The organism is Acinetobacter sp. MF4642 (genome assembly GCF_002018925.1).
GTDB classification, from domain to species: Bacteria; Pseudomonadota; Gammaproteobacteria; order Pseudomonadales; family Moraxellaceae; genus Acinetobacter; species Acinetobacter johnsonii.
This window is the reverse complement of record NZ_MVON01000001.1, coordinates 56,955-77,131: the sequence shown is the minus strand read 5'-3', so window position 1 is coordinate 77,131 and position 20,177 is coordinate 56,955. Positions and strand designations below refer to the sequence as shown.

The following is a 20,177-nucleotide window of genomic DNA, read 5'->3' as shown; positions in this document are numbered from 1 at the left end:
ACTAGATGAGATATTTAAAATAATTATAGTTCGGGTGATTTTCCACAAAAACATAGTTTTGCTTTTGATAAAAACTGGCTGCGGACAAATCCGCGGTATTTAAACACAGTGCAGAAAAGTTTGGACGCGCACATTTTTCTAGATGCGCCAACAACTGACGACCCACACCGCTCTTACGGTATTTAGGATGTACATAAAAACGGCGTACGCGCCCAATCCGCGCCTCGATTTCATTTTCACCCCATTGCTGATTTAAACCGCCGCAGGCAATCAATTGGTCTTGATCGTAGGCCAATAACAACACTTCACCCTTTTGATCAAAACGATTTTTTCCACTTTGATATTCTTCGATCAAGCGGGTCAACGGTTCATATCCTTCTTTTGCTGCATGTTGTGCCAAAGCTTGTATTTGAGGAGGTAATTGTTCTGCCGCTTGAATTAAAATTTCCATCTAAACTTCCTTGAATATGAGCAAAGCCATTTCACTACATTTGCCACGTAAATAAAATGAATTTTCCTCAACAAACTACAGCAATCTTGAGCATTGGTGTAAAATGTCGCTTTATTTTCAATACGTGACGAAAAAAGACATGGCAACTGTTGATCTTTTTGCAATTGGTAATGCACTAATCGACCAAGAATTTAAAGTCTCTGACGACTTCCTTATTCAACAACATTTGCAAAAAGGCACTATGCAGTTAACTGATGGTGAAACACAAGCAGATCTTTACAAAAAATTAAAAGAAACACAAAGCTATAAAGGTCAGGCTTCAGGTGGTTCAGCAGCCAACACTACCGTTGCTTTTAGTGCCTTGGGTGGTTCAGCATTTTATGCATGCCGCGTGGGCAATGATGAACTAGGGCAAACTTACCTCAATGGTTTACACGAAGCAGGCATTAAAAACACTGAAAAATCAATCAGTGAAGGCGTAACAGGCACGTGTATGGTTTTAGTCAGTGAAGACTCTGAACGCACTATGCATACCTATTTGGGGATCACGGCCGAGTTAACTGAACAACAGATTGACTTTGAACCCTTAAAAACAGCGAAATGGCTCTATATCGAAGGTTATCTTTCAACCAGCGATAGCGCACGTGTAGCTGTCAAGCAGGCTCGTGAAATTGCCAAAGCTCATGGTGTTAAAATTGCATTAACCCTATCTGACCCTGCGATGGTGCAATACGCGCGTCATGGTCTAGATGAAATGATTGCGGATGGTGTGGACTTATTGTTCTGTAACCAGCAAGAAGCCATGATGTACACCGAAACTGAAACAGTTGAGGCGGCTTTAGCAAAACTCAAAACACTGAGCCAGCATGTGGTGATTACGCTTTCGGCGGAAGGTGCACTTATTTCAAATGCACAGGAAACATTTAATGTCGTGGGTCGTAAAGTACACGCTATCGATGCCAATGGTGCAGGTGATGCCTTTGCTGGTGCCTTCCTTTATGCAGTGAATGCGGGCTTAGGCTTACATACAGCTGCGCAACTTGCAATTTTGATTTCAAGTGAAGTGGTGTCACAGTTTGGCCCTCGTTTGGCTGTGGCAAATTACGCTGAATTGTTCCAACAACTGCAAAAGGAATGTGCATGATGCAAAAAATTTGCATGACGGAAGACATCCCAGAACGCGAAGCGCGCTCTTTTGAAACACCTAAAGGGGATACGATTTTTATCACCCAACGTGACGGTGCCTTCTTTGCTTACCAAAACATTTGCCCGCATTTGCAAGTTGAACTTGAATTTTTGGAAAACCAGTTCTTAGACCGCGACCAAGAATTTATTGAATGTTCGACCCATGGTGCGCTGTTTATGGTGGAAACAGGTGAATGCATTTCTGGCCCATGCCAAGGTGAAGCACTTGAAAAAGTAGCGATTACCGTGCATTCTGACGGCGGGATTTATCTCACAGAAGAATAATGAAATTGGACGTTCACCATGTATGAGTTGCTACATCACCCTGACTTGATGCTCTTTCATTTCAGCTTATTGATTTTAGTCATACTCAGCATGGTGGAAACCTTAGGCTACTTTTTTAAATCTCGCCCAAGTCATTTACTCAAAAGGCTCTCGCCACAAAAACTGACTGAATCTCCACTGCTAGACGTTAAGTTTTCTAAAGTGCTGATTGTGGTTTTTCTCTTACTTAATTTTAGTGTTGCAGGTTATTTTCTTCAGTTCTGCATTTATGCCAAAGAGCAAGCGTTTACTTCGGCTTACTATCTGATTTTGCCCGCGCTAATTATTGCAATTTTCTTTACCGTTTTTATGATCCACTGTTTGGATCAAGTTATTAAACCCAGACCTGATAAAAAACAAACCAACTTACTGGGGCGTCTGGCGACTATCTCCAGCGGGAATGCACGTCCTGGTTTTTCGGCTCAAGCTCGCGTTCGCGATGAATATGGTCAACTCCACTATGTCCAAGTTGAACCTGAGTTTGGTGAACTTGAATTTCAGTCACAAATTATTCTCATTCGTCTAAAAAAGTCGCATTACATAGCAAAGAAAATTTCAAAATCCAATCAACTTTTTAGTGGTGAAAGTACGCGCTAAACAAGCACCCCATCTGATCCCATTTCAACACTCTACGTCTTTATGAGCAAGTTTATCCTTTGCCATGGCCACTGCGTTAGCCTCCAACAAACGCCTCACAACGCGCTGTTTAAATCGAACCCTTGCCTCATCTTCTTGCTCAATCTTTTCAAAGCAATCTTTCATTTACAATCCAGCTTTCTGGATTCTAAGAAAATTTACCCAGAATAAGCTCAGGATGAGAATTTTACTCCCCGCCTCTGCCTTCAAGCTTAGATGACACAATAAAAGACTTTTTAAATATTAATTCGATTTTTAATTCCTAATTTCCTTGTGGTATATGCAACAGATCAAATCATCCATGATTCATATCCGTTAAAATCCATCATTTAAAAGCCCTATCACTTTTATATTCTTAAGATGAATTATCAATAAAATAACGATGAACGTTAAATATAAGCGTTTTAGTCGGATTTAAAATAAATATATACAAGTATTTTAGTCAGGTATTTAAATATAAACATAAGTAATTTGGTCAACTTTAAAATACAAAAATATTAGTTTATTTTTCATCACACCATTATTTTAAGTATATGTATTTAAACAACTTAATAATATATTTTTTATTTAAGTTTAAAGACTATTTATCTTTTGTATGTTTTTGTTTAATAATATAAAGCAAGTTAAAAAATAGGCTTTGTGAAATGAGCTTAGTCCCCAAAAATCTCAATCAAAAAGTCACCAGAGAGATTGTGGCCATTTTAATCATTAAGGTGATTATTTTAATGGTTATTAAGAACATCTGGTTTGACGCCCCAACGATTCCTAAAAATTTTGACAATCAAGTTGCTGAGCGTATTGCTGGCAATCCATCCCCAATCAAGGAGACACGTTGATGATATCTGAAAGCGTGGTCGATCTTTCGCGGTTCCAGTTCGCTATGACCGCGATGTATCACTTTATTTTTGTTCCACTTACACTGGGGCTTGCCTTTATTCTTGCCATTATGGAAACCACCTATGTGATTTCAGGTAAAGAAATTTATAAAGACATGACCAAGTTTTGGGGGAAACTCTTCGGTATTAACTTCGCTTTAGGGGTCACTACTGGCTTAACCATGGAGTTCCAGTTCGGGACTAACTGGGCATATTACTCACACTATGTGGGGGATATTTTCGGTGCTCCATTAGCCATTGAAGGATTAATGGCATTCTTCTTAGAATCGACATTCATCGGTCTGTTCTTCTTTGGATGGGATCGCTTATCCAAAGTGCAGCACTTATGTGTGACATGGCTGGTTGCACTCGGTTCTAATATGTCTGCCTTATGGATTTTGGTTGCAAATGGTTGGATGCAAAACCCTGTCGGTTCTGTATTTAACTATGAAACCATGCGCATGGAACTGGTAGATTTTGGTGCTCTCATTTTTAACCCAGTTGCGCAGGTAAAATTTGTACATACCGTGTCTGCGGGTTATGTGACAGGCGCTATTTTCGTCCTTGCTATTTCAAGCTACTACTTACTGAAAAAACGCGATATTCCGTTTGCGCGTCGTTCATTTGCCATTGCCGCAATTTTTGGTTTAGCTTCAACACTTTCAGTGATTTTACTGGGCGATGAATCAGGTTATGAACTGGGTGATGTTCAGAAAACTAAACTCGCGGCCATTGAAGCAGAATGGGATACTCACCCTGCACCTGCACCCTTTACTTTGTTTGGTATTCCAAATAAAGAAACCATGACTACAGATTATGCAGTGAAAATTCCATATGTGATGGGTCTTATTGCAACACGTTCTTTAGACAAAGAAGTGACTGGTATTAAAGATTTGATCGTACAACACGAAGATCGTATTCGTAACGGTATGGTGGCTTACTCGCAACTGGAAAAACTACGCGCGGGTGATACTTCTCCAGAGCTAAAGGCTGCATTTGCTGAAACTCAAAAAGACTTGGGTTATGGCTTACTGCTGAAAAAATACACACCAAATGTAGTTGATGCATCTGAAGATCAAATTAAATCTGCTGCAAAAGACACGATTCCGCACGTACCAAGCTTATTCTGGGCATTCCGTGCCATGGTTGTATCTGGTTTCCTTATGCTGTTGTTATTTGCTCTAGCAACCTTTGCTGTGGCAAAACGCAATGCAGAAAACAAACCATGGTTACTGAAGTTCGCACTATTCGCTCTACCTCTGCCATGGATTGCTGCACAAACAGGTTGGTATGTTGCTGAAGTAGGTCGTCAGCCGTGGACGATTGGTGAAGTTTTACCTACACACTTGTCAGCATCGAGCTTAAGTACAGGTGATGTGTGGGGTTCTATCGCTGCTTTAGCTGCGTTCTATACCGTTCTTTTGATTATTGAAATGTATTTAATGATCAAATTCTCACGTCTTGGTCCAAGTTCGCTTCACACTGGTAAATACCATTTTGAAAAACTTGAAGCAGCTCGTAATGAGGAGACTCAAGCATGATCGAATATGAATTACTCAAAATCATTTGGTGGGTTTTAGTCGGCGTCTTGCTGATTGGCTTTGCCCTCACCGATGGCTTCGATATGGGCTCTATGGCGATCATGCCATTTGTGGGCAAAACAGATGAAGAACGCCGTGCGGCTATCAACACCATTGCTCCGCACTGGGACGGTAACCAAGTTTGGTTCATTACTGCTGGCGGTGCATTGTTTGCCGCATGGCCAATGGTTTATGCAACAGCATTCTCAGGCATGTATTGGGCGCTACTGTTGGTACTGTTTGCCCTATTCTTACGACCTGTAGGTTTTGACTACCGCTCTAAACTACAAAATACCAAATGGCGTACGTCATGGGACTGGGGTTTAGCAATTGGTGGTGCTGTGCCTGCACTGGTCTTCGGTGTGGCTTTTGGGAACATGTTCTTAGGCGTGCCGTTTAGTTTAGATGACACTGTCCGTTCAACTTATACAGGAAGCTTTTTCGCCCTGCTTAACCCATTTGCTTTAGTCTGCGGCCTCGTTAGCTTATCAATGCTATGTGCACACGGCGGTGCATGGCTCATGCTTCGTACCGATGGTGACTTACGCAGACGCTCAGCTCAAGCAACGAAACTTATGGGCATTGTTTACCTCATCTGTTTCTTAGGTGCTGGTGCTTGGTTGTACTTTGGTGGAATCGAAGGTTATACCTTAGTCACTCCATTTGACACCAACGGTGTTGCTAACCCATTGGCAAAAGAAGTGTTGACCAATGCCAACCATGGCTGGATGAACAACTACTCGACTTACCCAATTACCATGATTGCGCCTATCGCTGGTATCTTAGGTGGTTTAATTGTGGTGCTTGCAGCAGGCAAAAACAAAGCGGGCTTTAGCTTCTTAGGTTCGAGTTTAGCGGTCGTGGGTGCAATTTTAACTGCTGGTTTTGCGCTGTTCCCATTCTTAATGCCATCAAGCATTCAACCTGTTGCAAGCTTGACCATGTGGGATGCAGTTTCAAGTAAAACGACGTTAACTGTAATGACAGTTGCGGCATGTATCTTTGTCCCACTTATTTTGTGCTATACCACTTGGTGTTACTACAAAATGTGGGGTGTTATTACCAACACACACATTAAAGAGAATTCACACAGCCTTTACTAAGGCTGTGTCTAAGGAGATCAAATTATGTGGTATTTTGCATGGATTCTCGGCATTTTGATGGCTTGCTTTGCAGGTGTACTCAGTGCTCTGTATATCGAACATCATCAAGACCTTGATGAGGAATAAACCATGACAGACGTTGCTATGGAAAACCAAACTGTAGATAAAAAGCCGAACAAATTTGCGATGCTAATTTCCTGCCTATTGGCCTTTCCACTTGCAGCGGTGTTGTTAGTACATCCTGCTGCTATGTTGGATGACAATGGTCACTATAGCCACAGTGCACTGATGTATATCATGATTGGTATCTCAGGTGGCTTTATCCACGGTGTTGGCTTCGTGCCACGTCACTGGATTTGGAAATGGCTGTTTAGCCCGTTTCTATCATGGCCACTGATGATCTGGGGTTATTACACTTGGTTCTTCAGTTAAATAAAAAAGCCCTCATTGACTGAGGGCTTTTTTATAGTTCGTTTTTCTTGGATTCTACATTTCAGCCATGACACCAATAATCCCATTAATAATCATATCTACCGCAATAGTCCCAATCAGTAAGGCCGACAGTCGCCCGACAATATCAACATAACGGTCAATATATTTGGCATGCTTGTAACGCAAATGATCATGTGCAAATTTCATTAAAATCATCAAACCACAAGTCAACGCCAAAGTCAGGAAAATAATCATGGCCGCACCGCTGATTGGCAGTGCCATACCTGTCACCACAGCAGCACTGATGGTTCCTGGACCAATCATAAAAGGCATCGCAATGGTTCCTGCCAAATGCTCAGGCGCACCACGCATTTCACCAATGGTATCTGCCCCCTGAAACACATAACGATAACCAATCACCAAGAAGATCAGACCACCAAATATTTGAAAGGCTTCAAAGCGTACATTTAAATATTTACTAAAAATCGCTTCTCCGCCCCACGCAAACAGCATAAATACTATAAAGGCAATGAGACAACCCTGAATCAAGGCCTTATTAAACACTTTAGCTTCGGAGTTCCGAATCATGCCAATCATGTAAATACTCATTAAAAACGGATTCAGCAATGAGAAAAACAAAGCAAAAGCATGTAAATATGAGGTCAACATGGTTCCTCCTAATTATCCTTGAGGGTCTGGAAATAAGGGACGATTCCCTGGACTGATTCGATTGATATGTAAGAAGGTCATGTGGCGTTCATAACGATCCAGCACATCATTAATCACTTGTTCTTTGGTATAACCAACAAGGTCGTTGCCTTGAGAACCTTCATACAAATAGGTTTCAAGACGGTAGTAGAACCGTTTACCTAGTTTGCCACGCTCACTAAAGGTCGGCGCGATATAACGTACTGGCCAAATTTGATAGACAAAGTTTTGTTCTTCTTCCAAATGTATCATCAAATCTAAATGATATAGATTTGGGTCTTCTTCTAGCGCACTCTCTTGAACACTAATGTCAATACCTCGTTTTTGCATTTCCTCTGCAACCGCCATTACCGCAGGTCGGCAAATGTCATCGAGCATACGCCGAGTATCGGTTGTTCCTGGATGGTGCATGACTCGGGACAAACGCTTTTTCCAGTTGAGAATGTCGACATTGCCCACCACGGGTGCGGCATTTAAACTGCTACTGGCTTGTCGATAGTCTTCTAGTCGCAGTGACTTATACAAACCTGCCATGACCAAAAACATCACAAAACTAAACGGCAACCCCATAATAATCGTGGCATTTTGCAGTGCCGTAATCCCATTAGCCATCAACATTGCAAGGGTCAACAAACCAATCGCTACGGCCCAAAATACGCTCAACCATCGCGGTGCATCATGGTCAACATTGGTAAATTGAGTGGTGAAATTACCCAACACCAGTGCACCAGAGTCCGCCGAGGTCACATAAAACAATAAGCCCGTAATTGTGGCTACACCTGCAATAAACGGAAACCATGGATACTGTGCTAGCAAGTCATAAAAACCATGCGCAGGATTTGCAATGACACTTTGTGCAAGGGCTAAGTTACCATCAAAAATCACACTATGTAGTGCACTATTTCCAAATATTGATAACCACGTGAGTGTGAAAAACAGAGGAATAATGAGAGTTCCGCTAACAAACTCACGAATAGTTCGACCACGTGAAATCCGTGCTAAAAACAAACCTACAAATGGTGACCAAGCCACCCACCATGCCCAAAAGAACAATGTCCAACTGTTCATCCATTCTTTCGGTTGTTCAAAGGCAAAACTTTCCAAAGTCATACTTGGAAAACGGTTAATGTAGTCCCCAATATTTTGCACAAAAGCATTCAGTAAAAATTCGGTATTGCCTAAGAACAAAATAAACAGCATCAAGCCGACAGAAACATAAATATTAATCTCGGAGAGAACTCGCAGTCCCTTATTCACCCCTGAAGTCACTGAAATAATGGTCATTACCACCGCAACCACAATTAATGCGGTTTGCATCCAAAGGTTTTCAGGTAAATCAAACAACACATGTAAGCCATAGTTCAGTTGTACTACCCCAATCCCGCAGGTCGTAGCAATACCAAAAATAGTACCGATGACCGCAGCGGTATCGACACTATGACCGATCGGCCCATGAATCTTATTACCAAAGATCGGATATAAAGCAGATCGAATGGTCAGTGGTAAGTTATAGCGATAACTAAAATAGCCCAATGCCATGCCAATCAAGGCATACATACACCATCCCGTTAGACCATAGTGAAACAGGGTCCACACCATGCCTTGACGTGCAGCCTCTAAGGTCTGCCCCTCACCCACGGGTGGATGCATATAGTGGGATAAAGGTTCCGCTACCGAGAAAAACATCAAATCGATGCCTATTCCAGCTGAGAACAACATTGCAGACCAGCTTAAAAGGCTAAATTCTGGCTTGGAATGTTTGGGGCCTAATTTAATGTTGCCGTAGCGAGAACAGGCAATAAAAATGACAAAGACCATATACAAGGTCGCTGCGAGTAAGTAATACCAACTAAAAGTTGAACTTACCCACGCCAAAACCGTATTCAAGGTTCGGTTAGCAAAGTCATTAAACAAAATGGTGGTAATAGAAAAAATTAAAATAATGAGAGCTGAAATATAAAAGACCACACCATTTAAACGGTCTTTAGGCGCTAATGTTTGATCATCAACTGCTCTTGGATTATCTGTCGCCATACAATCCTCAAGAAAGTAAATAAAAAAAGACAAAAGCCAATTTTTAAACTTCTCGTGGTCGAGAGCTTAAAAATCGACTAACGAAAACGACAGTATTTTTATCAGGAATAAAAACGCTATCTTCTTTAAACCTGAAGGTCTAAATCATTTATGCGGTACATTTGCTACACAGTTTTAAAATGTGAGCCACCCTTGTTCATCGATATTTTGATAGGAATCTTACACATGTCTCCCTTCAACATGACTATAAGAGCTTTCTCAACTCGAGAAAAGTATAAAACCGTAAGCCTATAGCTCATCAGCTCACTTTTCTGAAAGATGTCCTGAGATTAAACCTTATGACACATCCTTTTGATAAATAAACAGTTATGTGGAATATCCAAAGCAATTTAGCAGTATTTTGCTTTGAATTTAACCATAAGTGTACTTTTTATTGATTGAACGTTCAATCAATAAAAAGTATCATAAAAAAATGCTATGATGCTTTCCATGTAAGTTATTGAATCTAACGCCTTTAAATTTAAGGCAAATTGTTCTGGATTGTCATGAATAAACGTAGAGTAAAACCTGAGCATGAGCGCCGTGAAGAAATCATTAATGCTGCCTATGCAGTCATTTATGAAGTGGGCTTATCCAACACCACTATTGCTCAAATTGCGAAAAAAGCACAGCTTTCTACGGGCATTGTGAGTCATTATTTTGGCGATAAACAAGGCCTCATTCACAGTTGCATGCGCCAAATGCTGAATGTCTTAGCCAAGACTACGGCGAGCTATAAAGCAAAGGTGACGCAGCCCAGTCCAGAACATTCGCTCAAAGCCATTATTGATGCCAACTTTGACATCAGTCAGGTCAACAACACTGCTATGCGGGTTTGGCTGGATTTTTGGTCTGCCAGTATGCACCTAGCCGACTTAGGTCGACTGCAACGAATTAATGACCAACGGCTTTATTCAAATTTGAAGTTTCATTTCTTGCAGCTCATGCCAAAGGCCCAAGCAAGCCAAGCCGCTAAAGGTCTAGCAGCACTGATTGATGGATTATGGTTACGTGGAAGTTTAAGTGGTCATCAAGCATTTGATCGTGATTTGGCACGTTCTATTGCATACGACTATGTCGATATGCAACTTCGCTTAATTCAACAGATACGGCAGGAACAACAAAATGAATAATGTACAGCTTCACTCGCTTTATATTCACGGACAATATTTCAATGCCACCAGTGGTCAAACCTTTGACAGTATCAATCCTGCTACAGGTCAGGTCATTGCCACTATTCAGCAAGCATCCAAAGCTGATGTCGATGCAGCAGTGCAAAGTGCTGTACAAGGGCAGCGTGAATGGGCTGCCAAAACAGCGGTCGAACGTGCCCGTATTTTACGTCGTGCAGTCGATATTTTACGCGCACGTAATGACGAGTTAGCTCGCCTTGAAACACTCGATACAGGGAAAGCCTTCAGTGAAACTTCTACTGTGGACATTGTCACTGGTGCAGATGTTTTAGAGTACTACGCAGGACTTGCAACGGCCATTCAAGGTGAACAAGTACCACTACGTGAAAGTAGTTTTTTCTACACACGCCGTGAACCTTTAGGTGTAGTGGCAGGGATTGGTGCTTGGAATTATCCAATCCAAATAGCACTTTGGAAATCAGCTCCGGCCCTCGCCGCAGGGAATGCCATGATTTTTAAACCTAGCGAAGTGACCCCTCTTACCGCCTTAAAGTTGGCAGAGATCTACACTGAAGCAGGCGTACCTGCTGGTGTTTTCAACGTGGTACAAGGTTTTGGTGCTGAAGTGGGTCAATGGTTGACTGAACACCCCGACATTCAAAAAATTTCGTTCACAGGTGGTGTGGCAACGGGTAAAAAGGTTATGGCCAGTGCTGCGGCTTCTAGTCTCAAAGAAGTCACCATGGAGCTCGGTGGCAAATCACCTCTCATTATTTGTGCAGATGCCAACCTTGATCGCGCAGCCGATATTGCGGTAATGGCGAACTTCTTTAGCTCAGGTCAAGTATGTACCAATGGCACCCGTGTATTTGTACCACAAACCCTCAAGGCAGCATTTGAACAGGCAGTAATTGAGCGTGTCAAACGTATCCGCATAGGTGACCCGATGCAGGCTGAAACCAACTTTGGACCTTTAGTCAGCTTTCCGCACATGGAAAAAGTCTTGTCTTATATTGAGTCGGGCAAACAACAAGGTGCGACTTTATTGATTGGTGGACAACGTGGCACTGAAGCAGCACTTGCTCAGGGCGCATATGTTTTACCGACCGTGTTCACCGACTGTCATGACGACATGCACATTGTGCAAGATGAAATCTTTGGTCCAGTCATGAGCATTTTAAGCTATGACAGTATTGAAGAAGCTATTCAACGTGCCAACAACACCAGTTATGGTTTAGCCGCAGGTGTGGTCACACAAGATATTTCCCAAGCACATCGCATTATTCATCAGCTTGAGGCAGGTATTTGTTGGATCAATACATGGGGCGAATCCCCTGCTGAAATGCCTGTAGGTGGTTATAAACAGTCAGGCGTTGGACGTGAAAATGGTATCACCACACTTGAACACTATACCCGCATCAAATCAGTTCAAGTTGAACTGGGCGCATACCAAAGTATTTTTTAAAGTCTGAATTTTAGCCATCTAAATCCTTACTTCCTTTTATCTATTATTTTTTTCATCCTCAACTCAACATGTGGCCACGTTCTCATGCAACGTGGTCCTGCCATAGAAAAAGGATCATTATGCATTCTCAACACTACGATTATATTATTATTGGCGCAGGTTCAGCAGGTAATGTACTGGCTGCTCGCTTAACTGAAGACCCCGATGTTTCCGTGCTCTTACTCGAAGCAGGCGGACCTGATTATCGTCTCGACTTCCGTACTCAGATGCCTGCTGCCTTAGCCTATCCCTTGCAAGGTCGTCGTTATAATTGGGCGTATTTAACCGACCCAGAACCCCATATGAATAACCGCCGCATGGAATGTGGTCGCGGCAAAGGCTTAGGCGGTTCGTCTCTCATTAATGGCATGTGCTATATCCGTGGTAATGCCATGGACTTAGAACAATGGGCTAGCTTGAAAGGCCTTGAAAATTGGAGCTATGCCGACTGTCTGCCTTACTACAAAAAAGCAGAAACCCGTGATATCGGTGGCAATGACTATCATGGCGATGCTGGCCCTGTTTCTGTCGCCACGCCTAAAGCAGACAACAATGTTTTATTCCACGCCATGGTCGAAGCGGGTGTGCAAGCAGGCTATCCACGCACTGATGACTTAAATGGTTATCAACAAGAAGGTTTCGGCCCAATGGATCGAACCGTGACCCCCAAAGGTCGACGCTCAAGCACAGCACGTGGCTATTTAGATATGGCCAAAGGTCGAGCGAATCTAACCATTATTACCCACGCCATGACCAATCAAATTTTGTTCAATGGCAAACAAGCGATTGGTGTTGAATATATTCAAGGTGCTAATCAAAACAACTTGCTTCAGGTCTATGCCAATAAAGAAGTTCTACTTTGTGCAGGGGCAATTGCATCACCGCAAATTTTGCAACGTTCAGGTGTGGGTTCAAGCACCTTACTTCAATCTCTCGACATTCCAGTCGTGCATGACTTACCGGGTGTCGGTGAAAACCTGCAAGACCATTTAGAAATGTACTTACAATATAAGTGTAAGCAACCTGTTTCTCTCTACCCTGCTTTAAAATGGCAAAATCAACCTGCAATTGGTGCAGAGTGGTTGTTTAACGGAACAGGGATTGGAGCAAGCAACCAGTTTGAAGCAGGTGGCTTTATTCGATCCTCCAAAGAGTTTGCTTGGCCAAATATTCAATACCACTTCTTGCCTGTTGCAATTAACTATAATGGCAGCAATGCCGTCAAAGAGCATGGCTTCCAAGCCCATGTCGGTTCGATGCGCTCACCTTCACGCGGTCGAGTACAGGTGACATCTAAAAACCCTTTCGATCATCCAAGTATTTTATTTAACTACATGTCGACAGAACAAGACTGGCAGGAATTTCGTGACGCGATTCGAATCACCCGCGAAATCATGCAGCAACCTGCGCTTGATCCTTACCGAGGCGAAGAAATCAGTCCCGGAAAAGATGTGAGTAGCGATGCTGAATTAGACGAATTTGTGCGTAATCACGCTGAAACGGCTTATCATCCATCCTGTAGTTGTAAAATGGGTGAAGATGATATGGCGGTAGTCGATGGACAAGGTCGTGTGCATGGCCTGCAAAGTTTACGTGTGGTGGATGCATCGATTATGCCGCTGATTATCACAGGTAACTTAAATGCAACCACCATTATGATGGCTGAGAAAATCGCGGATCAAATACGTGGTCATCAAGCTTTACCACGTTCAACTGCTCCATTTTACCGCGCCGAAATCGCATAACTCTTAATGGTGTAAAACCTGACCTTTTATTCAACTTTAAAATAATAAGGTCAGGCAATTATTCATAATTTCTTAAACAACATAATCACAAATTGCTTGATTTTTAAACTAATATTATGACTCAACTTAGACATTTAAACGTTTAAGATATTGAGTAGTTGTATAGATATTCAACATCTGCATTTTAAATGCAGAAATTAAACCAAAATAAAACTCAATAAAAACAATAGCTAAAAACAAACATCACTGATATTTATAATTTAACCCAACCCATTTAAAATAAAAATTACTAAGTCAATACATATTTAGTCTAAAATACCCATAAGTCAAGATGCGTGATAGCTTAAAAATTTAAGCTTTGGCTACTTGAGATTTTAAGTATTACTTCAATTCTGCCAAGCTAATTTTTTACAAGCACCTCTATCACCATAATTGTTATTTTCTCTTCGCTATAAAGCGATCCAAAACCTGCTTCCCAAGGTCATAATCGCATGAACAAATTTTTAAAATACCTTTTGGTATTAATCGTACTGCTTATTATTGCAGTCGTAATTTTCTTATTTAGACCCGTCACGTCTAAAAAAATTCAAACCACTAGCAATGAGCCTGTTGTTGACGCAGTCTTAGTTGGTGGTGGGATCATGAGTGCAACTTTAGGCACATATCTAAGCGAGCTTGAGCCAAACTGGCAAATTCGCATGTATGAACGCCTAGACAATGTTGCACAAGAAAGCTCAAACGGCTTCAACAATGCTGGTACAGGCCACTCTGGCTTTATGGAAATGAACTATACCTCTGAAAAAGATGGGAAAATGGACATTACCAAAGCTGTAAAAGTGGCTGAACAATTTGAAGTTGCAAAACAGTTCTGGTCTTATCAAGTCAAAGAAGGTGTTTTGGGACGACCAAATAGTTTCATCAACCCTGTACCGCACATTGCTTTCGTTTGGGGCGATAACGTGAATTTCCTCGAAAAACGTTACGCTGCAATGGTTAAAAACCCAATGTTTTATGGCATGAAATTCTCTGAGAATCCTGCTGAAATTAAACAATGGGCACCATTGGTGATGAATGGCCGTGATGCTGCACAAAAAGTAGCTGCAACACGCATGGATGTAGGTTCGGATGTGAACTATGGTTCGATCACCACTCAATTGGTCGATCACCTTAAAAAACAATCTAATTTCCAGTTACAAACATCGACTGAAGTGACTGGCATTAGCCAAAACGATGATAAAACGTGGACTGTTGCATTTAAAAACCTCACTACAGGAAAAACAGATCACGTGAAAACGCGCTTTGTCTTTATTGGTGCAGGCGGTGCAGCGGTTAAACTTTTACAAATGACAGGCTTACCAGAAGCGAAGCAATATGCTGGCTTCCCTGTAGGTGGCGTGTTCTTAATGACCGACAACCCAAAAGTCACTGAAGGTCATACTGCAAAAGTTTATGGTCGTGCTGAATTAGGCGCACCGCCAATGTCTGTTCCACATATTGATACACGTTATATCGATGGTAAAAAATATGTGTTGTTTGGTCCATTTGCAACTTATTCAAACAAGTTCTTAAAACAAGGTTCTCAGCTTGATTTATTGAAATCAACCACTAAGAACAACGTTTTACCAATGACCGCTGTGGGTATGGAAAATCTTGATTTGGTGAAATACTTAGTTAGCCAAGTCATGATGACCGATGAAGACCGTTTTAATGAGTTGAAAAAATACTATCCTGATGCAAAACCAGAAGACTGGCGCATGAACCAAGGTGGTCAACGTGTTCAAATCATTAAGAAAGAACCAGGCAAACCTGCAAGCTTGCAATTTGGTACCGAGATTTTTGCATCACAAGATGGTGCTGTGACTGCCCTATTAGGTGCGTCTCCTGGTGCTTCAACTTCCCCTTATATTATGTTGAGCTTGCTTGAAAAAGCATTCCCTCAGCAAGTAGCAGGTAAATGGAATCCGAAATTACATCAAATTGTAAAATCGTATCAACAAGAACTCAGCACTAATCCTGTGCTTCTTGACCAAGTTCGCCAATACACCAGCACAACCCTTGGTTTGAAATATACACCTATGGCTAAAGCTGCAAATGACGAAACTATTGCGGTAGCAAAAGCACAGTAATCTGCTTTAAACCCTAAAAAGGATGGACTTTGCGCCATCCTTTTTTAATTCATATTTGAAACTATTCTGTTTATGTCGCTTTTCCATTCCGATGCTTTTTTGGCTTTTCGTTCACGTGATTTTTCACTTCTGAGTGTCAATCAGTTGTGCTTAATTCTAACCATCATGATTCAAGAAGTCGTCATTGCCTATAGTATCTATCAACTCACTCAAAATCCACTCAGCCTTGGCATGATTGCCTTAATTGAGTTACTCCCCTTTATTTGCTTCTCCCTGATCAGTGGCGACTGGGCTGATCGCTATAACCGACAAAAAATTGTGCAGTGGAGTTTTAGCTATAGCACTTTAATTCCATTATTATTTATTGTTCTTTTTTCTCAGTACCAACAACAGCACATTCAACAAAATACACTTTTATGCGGCATTTATAGCCTCATCTTTTGCTTAGGCATACTTAGAGGCATTTACAGCCCATCATTTAATTCATTACGCCCTTTTCTAACCCCCGAGTCAGCCTATAGCAATGCAGCCACATGGACCGCGCTCATTTGGCAAATAGGCGGCATTTTAGCGCCTTTATGCGCAGGACTTTTACTCGGCCAACTTGGGCTTGAAAAGACCCTCTTTATTGTTTTTTTCTTGTGTTGCGTGGGTAGCATCTGCTTATTCGGATTAAGTCCTCGTCAATTCCCTAGCCCACATAAACAGCATTTAAGCAAAAGTTTGAAAGAAGCCTATTTGTTTATTTTTAAACATCCACTAATGTTTTGGAGTATGTTGCTGGATCTCAGCGCCATGCTTTTTTGTAGTGTCATTATCTTACTGCCTATTTTTGCACACGATATCCTGCATCTTGGTGTTGAAGGCTTAGGTATACTCAGAGCTGCACCAGCTATTGGCGCCTGTATCATGATGTTGATGTTGACCTGTTATTCTCCGATGCAAAATGCATGGAGAAATATGCTCTATAGTAGTTTTGCAATTGCTTTGTGTACTTTAGCCTTTGCACTATCCTCCCATGTTTGGCTCTCAGTCTTCTTCCTTGTTCTAATCGGTGCCTTTGATAGCATCAGCATGGTCATTCGACAAACTTTATTACAGCAACTCCCCCCAAAAGCACTATTAGGGCGTGTAGCGGCTTTAAATGGCATATTAGTCACTTCAGGCAATCAGCTCGGTGCCCTACACATGAGCCTGATGACGCGCTATTTTTCTGTGGTGCCAGCAGTACTTATTGGAGGGACGTTGTGTTTAATAATCTGTGGTCTAAGTTCTACTCGTACGCGACATTTACTCAAGCCATCTCCAACACTAAAAAAACATGCCACAGTGGCAAAAGGTGAATAGCATGTTAAGCTTCAAATCCTCTTTTAATATGATGTGAGTTTTCAATAGAGCAAATTATGAAACAGATTTTCCCCTTTTCACACATTCTCTATACCAAACTCTATGCTTTCTTACTATCCGTGTTGTTGGCTTATTGCCTATTCAATGCAATCTATAGTGTGGTTATTGGTGGAAAAAGCGCATACCTTTTCAGTGTTCTAATTTTAATATTTCAAACAATTACTGTTTTTAAAGCATCTGTAAATAAAAAGATCCATAACTATATGGGATTGATTGGAATCATTCTAATTCTGATTTATCTCAATGGTTGGAGGTTTATTTCTCAGCATGAAAGTATTGCGATTCTCCCCTCAGTCATACTCATCTTACTTAGCTTAGGCTATTTTTCACAGCAACATTCGCGTTTAAATCTATTGAAGGCGGCTTTAATTTTTGGGCTTTTAGTATTAGCCTATACGCAATACCATGACTTGAATACTCTACAAAACTATTATAATAGCCTGCATACAGGTGAAACATGGCAGCAATATGGTGCTTTATAAAGATCAAAAAAACCGTTAGAGTTTTCTTCTTATTTTAAGCACAAAAAGCCAGCAATATCGCTGGCTTGATTCTTCTAGACTTTAGCGATGAGTATGAATCGACATCACGATGCCCATGCTCGCTAGCATGGTAATCACCGCGGTTCCGCCATAACTCATCAGTGGCAATGGATCACCTGTTACAGGTAAAATCCCGCTCACCATCCCAGAGTTTAACAATACAAAGAAAAAGAACGTTAAGCCCACAGCACCCGCATATAAACGTCCAAAATTATGGAAGCTGTTCATACCAATAATCAAACAACGAATGATAATGGCTGCAAACAAACTAAACAGCAAGAACACCCCAATAAAGCCAAACTCTTCTGCATACGTCGACATAATGAAGTCGGTATGGTGCTCAGGCAAATACCCCAAATGTGACTGTGTACCCTCTGTAAACCCCTTCCCCATTAAGCCACCTGAACCAATGGCAATCTTGGATTGGATAATATTCCAACCTGCGCCTAATGCATCTGACTCTGGGTCAAATAAAGTGAGCACTCGCTTTTTTTGGTACTCTTGCAAAAAGAACATCCAAAGTAAGGGAGCCACAACAGCCAATGCGCCACAGGCCAAAGTAATGAGCCGCCAAGAGATACCGCTGAGGAAAATGACGCACACACCAGGAATCAAGAGACCTAGGTTTAAGTCGGGCTGTAAAGCTGCCAATAAAAACGGCAACATCATGATACCCAACGAAATCACAATATGCATAAACTTCGGCGGGAATGCGCGGCCTGCAAAGTACCACGCCATCATCAAAGGCATGGCAAACTTCATAAACTCAGAAGGCTGCATACTACCAATACCGGGTAGACTAATCCAACGTCTAGCTCCCATGCGGGTTTCGCCCACCACCAAGACCAATACCATTAAAATCACAGCAAAGATGAAAAAATAAGGACTAATGGCCTGATAGACTTTGGGTGGAATTTGTGCACAGATAATCATCACAATGAAGCCCACAGCAAAACTTGTGGCTTGGCGAAACACCATGCCCATATCTTGCGCTGAAGCACTATAAATAACCAACAATCCCAACACGGCGTTTAAAATCAGAAAGCATAAAAGCCATGGATCTAAATGCAATTTAGCCCAGCGAGATGAGTCATGTTTAATGCTTCTACCGTCACGTAAAGACTGACGTAAAAAACGATACTGCTGTGATGGTATCATTTGCGTAAATTGAATGAGCTAAAGACAGGGCAAATTATAAGTTCAAAGTGTTTTAGATAACATCATTCAAACCCATATTTCTGTAGTTTTAGCTCAATAAATCTAAATAATTCTTATTGTGCCGCCAAAATCAGGCGCGCAAGCTCAAGGTCATCTGGATAGGTAATTTTAATATTATCGGAGCGCCCTTGTACGACTTGAACCTTTTCACCAACAAACTCTAAAGCACTGGCTTCATCAGTAATTAAGGCTTGCGCCTCTAGTGCATGTTCAATTGCTTTTTTCAGCACCCCCAGTTTAGCAATCTGCGGAGTTTGTGCCTGCCAAAGTTGTGAACGATCAACCGTTTCTTGAATATCTTGCGCTGAGATCACACGCTTTAAAGTATCTCTAACAGGAATAGCTAAAATTGCCCCTCTATTGGACTGAATAGCAGTATCAACCAGTTTAAATAAACAATTCTGCGTGACACATGGACGTGCTGCATCATGCACAAAAACCCAGTCGTCAGCATCAGCGATTGTGGAAAGATAATTGAGCGCACTGAGCACTGAGTCTACACGTTCAGCACCACCTTCACAGAAATGTGCTTTTTCTATGTGAGTAAAAGGCAAACTTTGAGCAACATCATCATCTGAACCAATCGCCAAAACATAGCCCTGTAAAGGCAATTGGTTAAGACGTAAAACCGTATGTTCAAGTACGGTCTTTTGTCCAATCATTTGATATTGTTTTAGTTCAGTTTGAGAAAAGCGACTACCCGAGCCAGCAGCAGGAATAATAGCCCACAATTTATGGGGTAGCTGGAGGGGTTTCAGGCTCATCGTCTTCATTGGTTCGCAAATCAATTTGGGCGTTAGGATCAATATAAACAGGCTTATATTGAGTACTGATAGTACTCATTTGAATAAACGTTTCTCGAGGTTTGATTAAACCCAAGTCCAAGCGCGCATGCTCTTCAATGGCTTCAATACCATTTTTCAAATCATACACTTCTGCCGCCAAGACACGATTACGTTCTTTTAAGTCGTTATTAATTTCAGTTTGTTGTTGGATTTTTTGTGTGAGTTGTAAATGGTCTTGATAACCACCCTCACCAAACCAGTATAAATACTGAAACCCTGCGATCAAAATGATCGCAAGGCCTAGTAGTACTTTACTCATCAACGAGTCGAATACATTGAACATTGACATC

The 20,177-nt window shown here is 41.6% G+C and carries 20 protein-coding genes; 14 read left to right on the top strand and 6 right to left on the bottom strand.

The features are described 5' to 3' along the window. Window position 1 precedes the first annotated feature (1 nt). A complete protein-coding gene (locus tag MF4642_RS00375) occupies window positions 2–451 on the bottom strand; it encodes a GNAT family N-acetyltransferase (protein ID WP_058869792.1) in 450 nt (149 codons plus the stop codon). Between the two features lie 139 nt (window positions 452–590). Here MF4642_RS00375 and MF4642_RS00370 point away from each other — a divergent pair, with 139 nt between their 5' ends. From MF4642_RS00370 to MF4642_RS00335, 8 genes are all read left to right on the top strand, one after another. Then, complete coding sequence (locus tag MF4642_RS00370; protein ID WP_078425062.1) at window positions 591–1,595, top strand: adenosine kinase; 1,005 nt, start codon at window positions 591–593, stop codon at window positions 1,593–1,595. A gap of 14 nt (window positions 1,596–1,609) precedes the next feature. Then, window positions 1,610–1,921, top strand: a complete 312-nt coding sequence (locus MF4642_RS00365; protein WP_010326961.1) for a Rieske (2Fe-2S) protein — start codon at window positions 1,610–1,612, stop codon at window positions 1,919–1,921. A gap of 18 nt (window positions 1,922–1,939) precedes the next feature. Then, complete coding sequence (locus tag MF4642_RS00360; RefSeq protein ID WP_078424928.1) at window positions 1,940–2,557, top strand: OB-fold-containig protein; 618 nt, start codon at window positions 1,940–1,942, stop codon at window positions 2,555–2,557. A 683-nt stretch (window positions 2,558–3,240) separates the two neighbouring features. Beyond that, window positions 3,241–3,432, top strand: a complete 192-nt coding sequence (gene cydP, locus MF4642_RS00355) for a cytochrome oxidase putative small subunit CydP (RefSeq protein WP_004696660.1) — start codon at window positions 3,241–3,243, stop codon at window positions 3,430–3,432. Then, complete coding sequence (locus MF4642_RS00350) at window positions 3,432–5,012, top strand: cytochrome ubiquinol oxidase subunit I (protein WP_004696658.1); 1,581 nt, start codon at window positions 3,432–3,434, stop codon at window positions 5,010–5,012. The genes cydP and MF4642_RS00350 overlap by 1 nt, the downstream gene beginning before the upstream one ends. Then, window positions 5,009–6,154 (top strand): cytochrome d ubiquinol oxidase subunit II, encoded by a 1,146-nt coding sequence (gene cydB, locus MF4642_RS00345; RefSeq protein WP_078424927.1) that lies wholly within the window; start codon window positions 5,009–5,011, stop codon window positions 6,152–6,154. Before MF4642_RS00350 ends, cydB begins: the two co-directional genes overlap by 4 nt. Before the next feature lie 24 nt (window positions 6,155–6,178). Then, window positions 6,179–6,280 carry a cytochrome bd-I oxidase subunit CydX gene (gene cydX / locus MF4642_RS00340; RefSeq protein WP_002120988.1) on the top strand — a complete coding sequence of 34 codons (102 nt, stop codon included), beginning with the start codon at window positions 6,179–6,181 and terminating at the stop codon, window positions 6,278–6,280. Window positions 6,281–6,283: 3 nt separating this feature from the next. Next, window positions 6,284–6,586, top strand: coding sequence for a cyd operon YbgE family protein (locus MF4642_RS00335; RefSeq protein WP_004696655.1), 303 nt, complete (start codon window positions 6,284–6,286; stop codon window positions 6,584–6,586). Window positions 6,587–6,640: 54 nt separating this feature from the next. Here the strand turns inward: MF4642_RS00335 and MF4642_RS00330 are convergent, their stop codons facing one another. Next, on the bottom strand, window positions 6,641–7,255 hold the full coding sequence (locus tag MF4642_RS00330) for a MarC family protein (RefSeq protein WP_004981851.1): 615 nt from the start codon (window positions 7,253–7,255) through the stop codon (window positions 6,641–6,643). 12 nt (window positions 7,256–7,267) lie between these two features. Then, window positions 7,268–9,328: a choline transporter gene (locus MF4642_RS00325; protein WP_078424926.1), complete on the bottom strand. Its 2,061-nt coding sequence runs from the start codon at window positions 9,326–9,328 to the stop codon at window positions 7,268–7,270. A 545-nt stretch (window positions 9,329–9,873) separates the two neighbouring features. On the opposite strand from MF4642_RS00325, the gene betI reads away from it, so the two are divergent. From betI to MF4642_RS00295, 6 genes are all read left to right on the top strand, one after another. Next, window positions 9,874–10,500 carry a transcriptional regulator BetI gene (gene betI, locus MF4642_RS00320; RefSeq protein ID WP_078424925.1) on the top strand — a complete coding sequence of 209 codons (627 nt, stop codon included), beginning with the start codon at window positions 9,874–9,876 and terminating at the stop codon, window positions 10,498–10,500. Beyond that, window positions 10,493–11,965, top strand: coding sequence for a betaine-aldehyde dehydrogenase (gene betB, locus MF4642_RS00315; RefSeq protein WP_078424924.1), 1,473 nt, complete (start codon window positions 10,493–10,495; stop codon window positions 11,963–11,965). Before betI ends, betB begins: the two co-directional genes overlap by 8 nt. 119 nt (window positions 11,966–12,084) lie before the next feature. Beyond that, window positions 12,085–13,749 carry a choline dehydrogenase gene (betA, locus tag MF4642_RS00310; protein ID WP_078424923.1) on the top strand — a complete coding sequence of 555 codons (1,665 nt, stop codon included), beginning with the start codon at window positions 12,085–12,087 and terminating at the stop codon, window positions 13,747–13,749. A 491-nt stretch (window positions 13,750–14,240) separates the two neighbouring features. Beyond that, the gene (mqo, locus tag MF4642_RS00305; RefSeq protein ID WP_078424922.1) at window positions 14,241–15,875 is read left to right on the top strand and encodes a malate dehydrogenase (quinone); all 1,635 of its coding nucleotides are present in this window, start codon (window positions 14,241–14,243) and stop codon (window positions 15,873–15,875) included. A 72-nt stretch (window positions 15,876–15,947) separates the two neighbouring features. Then, window positions 15,948–17,222 carry an MFS transporter gene (locus tag MF4642_RS00300; RefSeq protein ID WP_078424921.1) on the top strand — a complete coding sequence of 425 codons (1,275 nt, stop codon included), beginning with the start codon at window positions 15,948–15,950 and terminating at the stop codon, window positions 17,220–17,222. A gap of 56 nt (window positions 17,223–17,278) precedes the next feature. Continuing rightward, a complete protein-coding gene (locus MF4642_RS00295) occupies window positions 17,279–17,764 on the top strand; it encodes a hypothetical protein (RefSeq protein ID WP_078424920.1) in 486 nt (161 codons plus the stop codon). Window positions 17,765–17,845: 81 nt separating this feature from the next. On the opposite strand, the gene rodA is transcribed toward MF4642_RS00295, so the two are convergent. From rodA to MF4642_RS00280, 3 genes are all read right to left on the bottom strand, one after another. Further along, entirely contained in the window at window positions 17,846–18,982 is a 1,137-nt protein-coding gene (gene rodA, locus MF4642_RS00290) for a rod shape-determining protein RodA (RefSeq protein WP_078424919.1), read from the bottom strand. 113 nt (window positions 18,983–19,095) lie between these two features. Next, complete coding sequence (gene ispD, locus MF4642_RS00285) at window positions 19,096–19,815, bottom strand: 2-C-methyl-D-erythritol 4-phosphate cytidylyltransferase (RefSeq protein WP_101495433.1); 720 nt, start codon at window positions 19,813–19,815, stop codon at window positions 19,096–19,098. Next, window positions 19,775–20,176 carry a septum formation initiator family protein gene (locus MF4642_RS00280; protein WP_010326966.1) on the bottom strand — a complete coding sequence of 134 codons (402 nt, stop codon included), beginning with the start codon at window positions 20,174–20,176 and terminating at the stop codon, window positions 19,775–19,777. Before MF4642_RS00280 ends, ispD begins: the two co-directional genes overlap by 41 nt. Window position 20,177: the final 1 nt, after the last annotated feature.

Bases quoted from the DNA above. Each gene is read 5' to 3' on its own strand.
- MF4642_RS00375 (WP_058869792.1), bottom strand. From the start codon at position 451: ATGGAAATTTTAATTCAAGCGGCAGAACAATTACCTCCTCAAATACAA.
- MF4642_RS00365 (WP_010326961.1), top strand. From the start codon at position 1,610: ATGACGGAAGACATCCCAGAACGCGAAGCGCGCTCTTTTGAAACACCT.
- betB (WP_078424924.1), top strand. From the start codon at position 10,493: ATGAATAATGTACAGCTTCACTCGCTTTATATTCACGGACAATATTTC.
- MF4642_RS00350 (WP_004696658.1), top strand. From the start codon at position 3,432: ATGATATCTGAAAGCGTGGTCGATCTTTCGCGGTTCCAGTTCGCTATG.
- rodA (WP_078424919.1), bottom strand. From the start codon at position 18,982: ATGATACCATCACAGCAGTATCGTTTTTTACGTCAGTCTTTACGTGAC.
- cydB (WP_078424927.1), top strand. From the start codon at position 5,009: ATGATCGAATATGAATTACTCAAAATCATTTGGTGGGTTTTAGTCGGC.
- MF4642_RS00295 (WP_078424920.1), top strand. From the start codon at position 17,279: ATGAAACAGATTTTCCCCTTTTCACACATTCTCTATACCAAACTCTAT.
- ispD (WP_101495433.1), bottom strand. From the start codon at position 19,815: ATGAAGACGATGAGCCTGAAACCCCTCCAGCTACCCCATAAATTGTGG.
- MF4642_RS00330 (WP_004981851.1), bottom strand. From the start codon at position 7,255: ATGTTGACCTCATATTTACATGCTTTTGCTTTGTTTTTCTCATTGCTG.
- betA (WP_078424923.1), top strand. From the start codon at position 12,085: ATGCATTCTCAACACTACGATTATATTATTATTGGCGCAGGTTCAGCA.
- MF4642_RS00280 (WP_010326966.1), bottom strand. From the start codon at position 20,176: ATGTCAATGTTCAATGTATTCGACTCGTTGATGAGTAAAGTACTACTA.
- betI (WP_078424925.1), top strand. From the start codon at position 9,874: ATGAATAAACGTAGAGTAAAACCTGAGCATGAGCGCCGTGAAGAAATC.
- mqo (WP_078424922.1), top strand. From the start codon at position 14,241: ATGAACAAATTTTTAAAATACCTTTTGGTATTAATCGTACTGCTTATT.
- MF4642_RS00335 (WP_004696655.1), top strand. From the start codon at position 6,284: ATGACAGACGTTGCTATGGAAAACCAAACTGTAGATAAAAAGCCGAAC.
- cydP (WP_004696660.1), top strand. From the start codon at position 3,241: ATGAGCTTAGTCCCCAAAAATCTCAATCAAAAAGTCACCAGAGAGATT.
- MF4642_RS00325 (WP_078424926.1), bottom strand. From the start codon at position 9,328: ATGGCGACAGATAATCCAAGAGCAGTTGATGATCAAACATTAGCGCCT.
- MF4642_RS00300 (WP_078424921.1), top strand. From the start codon at position 15,948: ATGTCGCTTTTCCATTCCGATGCTTTTTTGGCTTTTCGTTCACGTGAT.
- MF4642_RS00370 (WP_078425062.1), top strand. From the start codon at position 591: ATGGCAACTGTTGATCTTTTTGCAATTGGTAATGCACTAATCGACCAA.
- MF4642_RS00360 (WP_078424928.1), top strand. From the start codon at position 1,940: ATGTATGAGTTGCTACATCACCCTGACTTGATGCTCTTTCATTTCAGC.
- cydX (WP_002120988.1), top strand. From the start codon at position 6,179: ATGTGGTATTTTGCATGGATTCTCGGCATTTTGATGGCTTGCTTTGCA.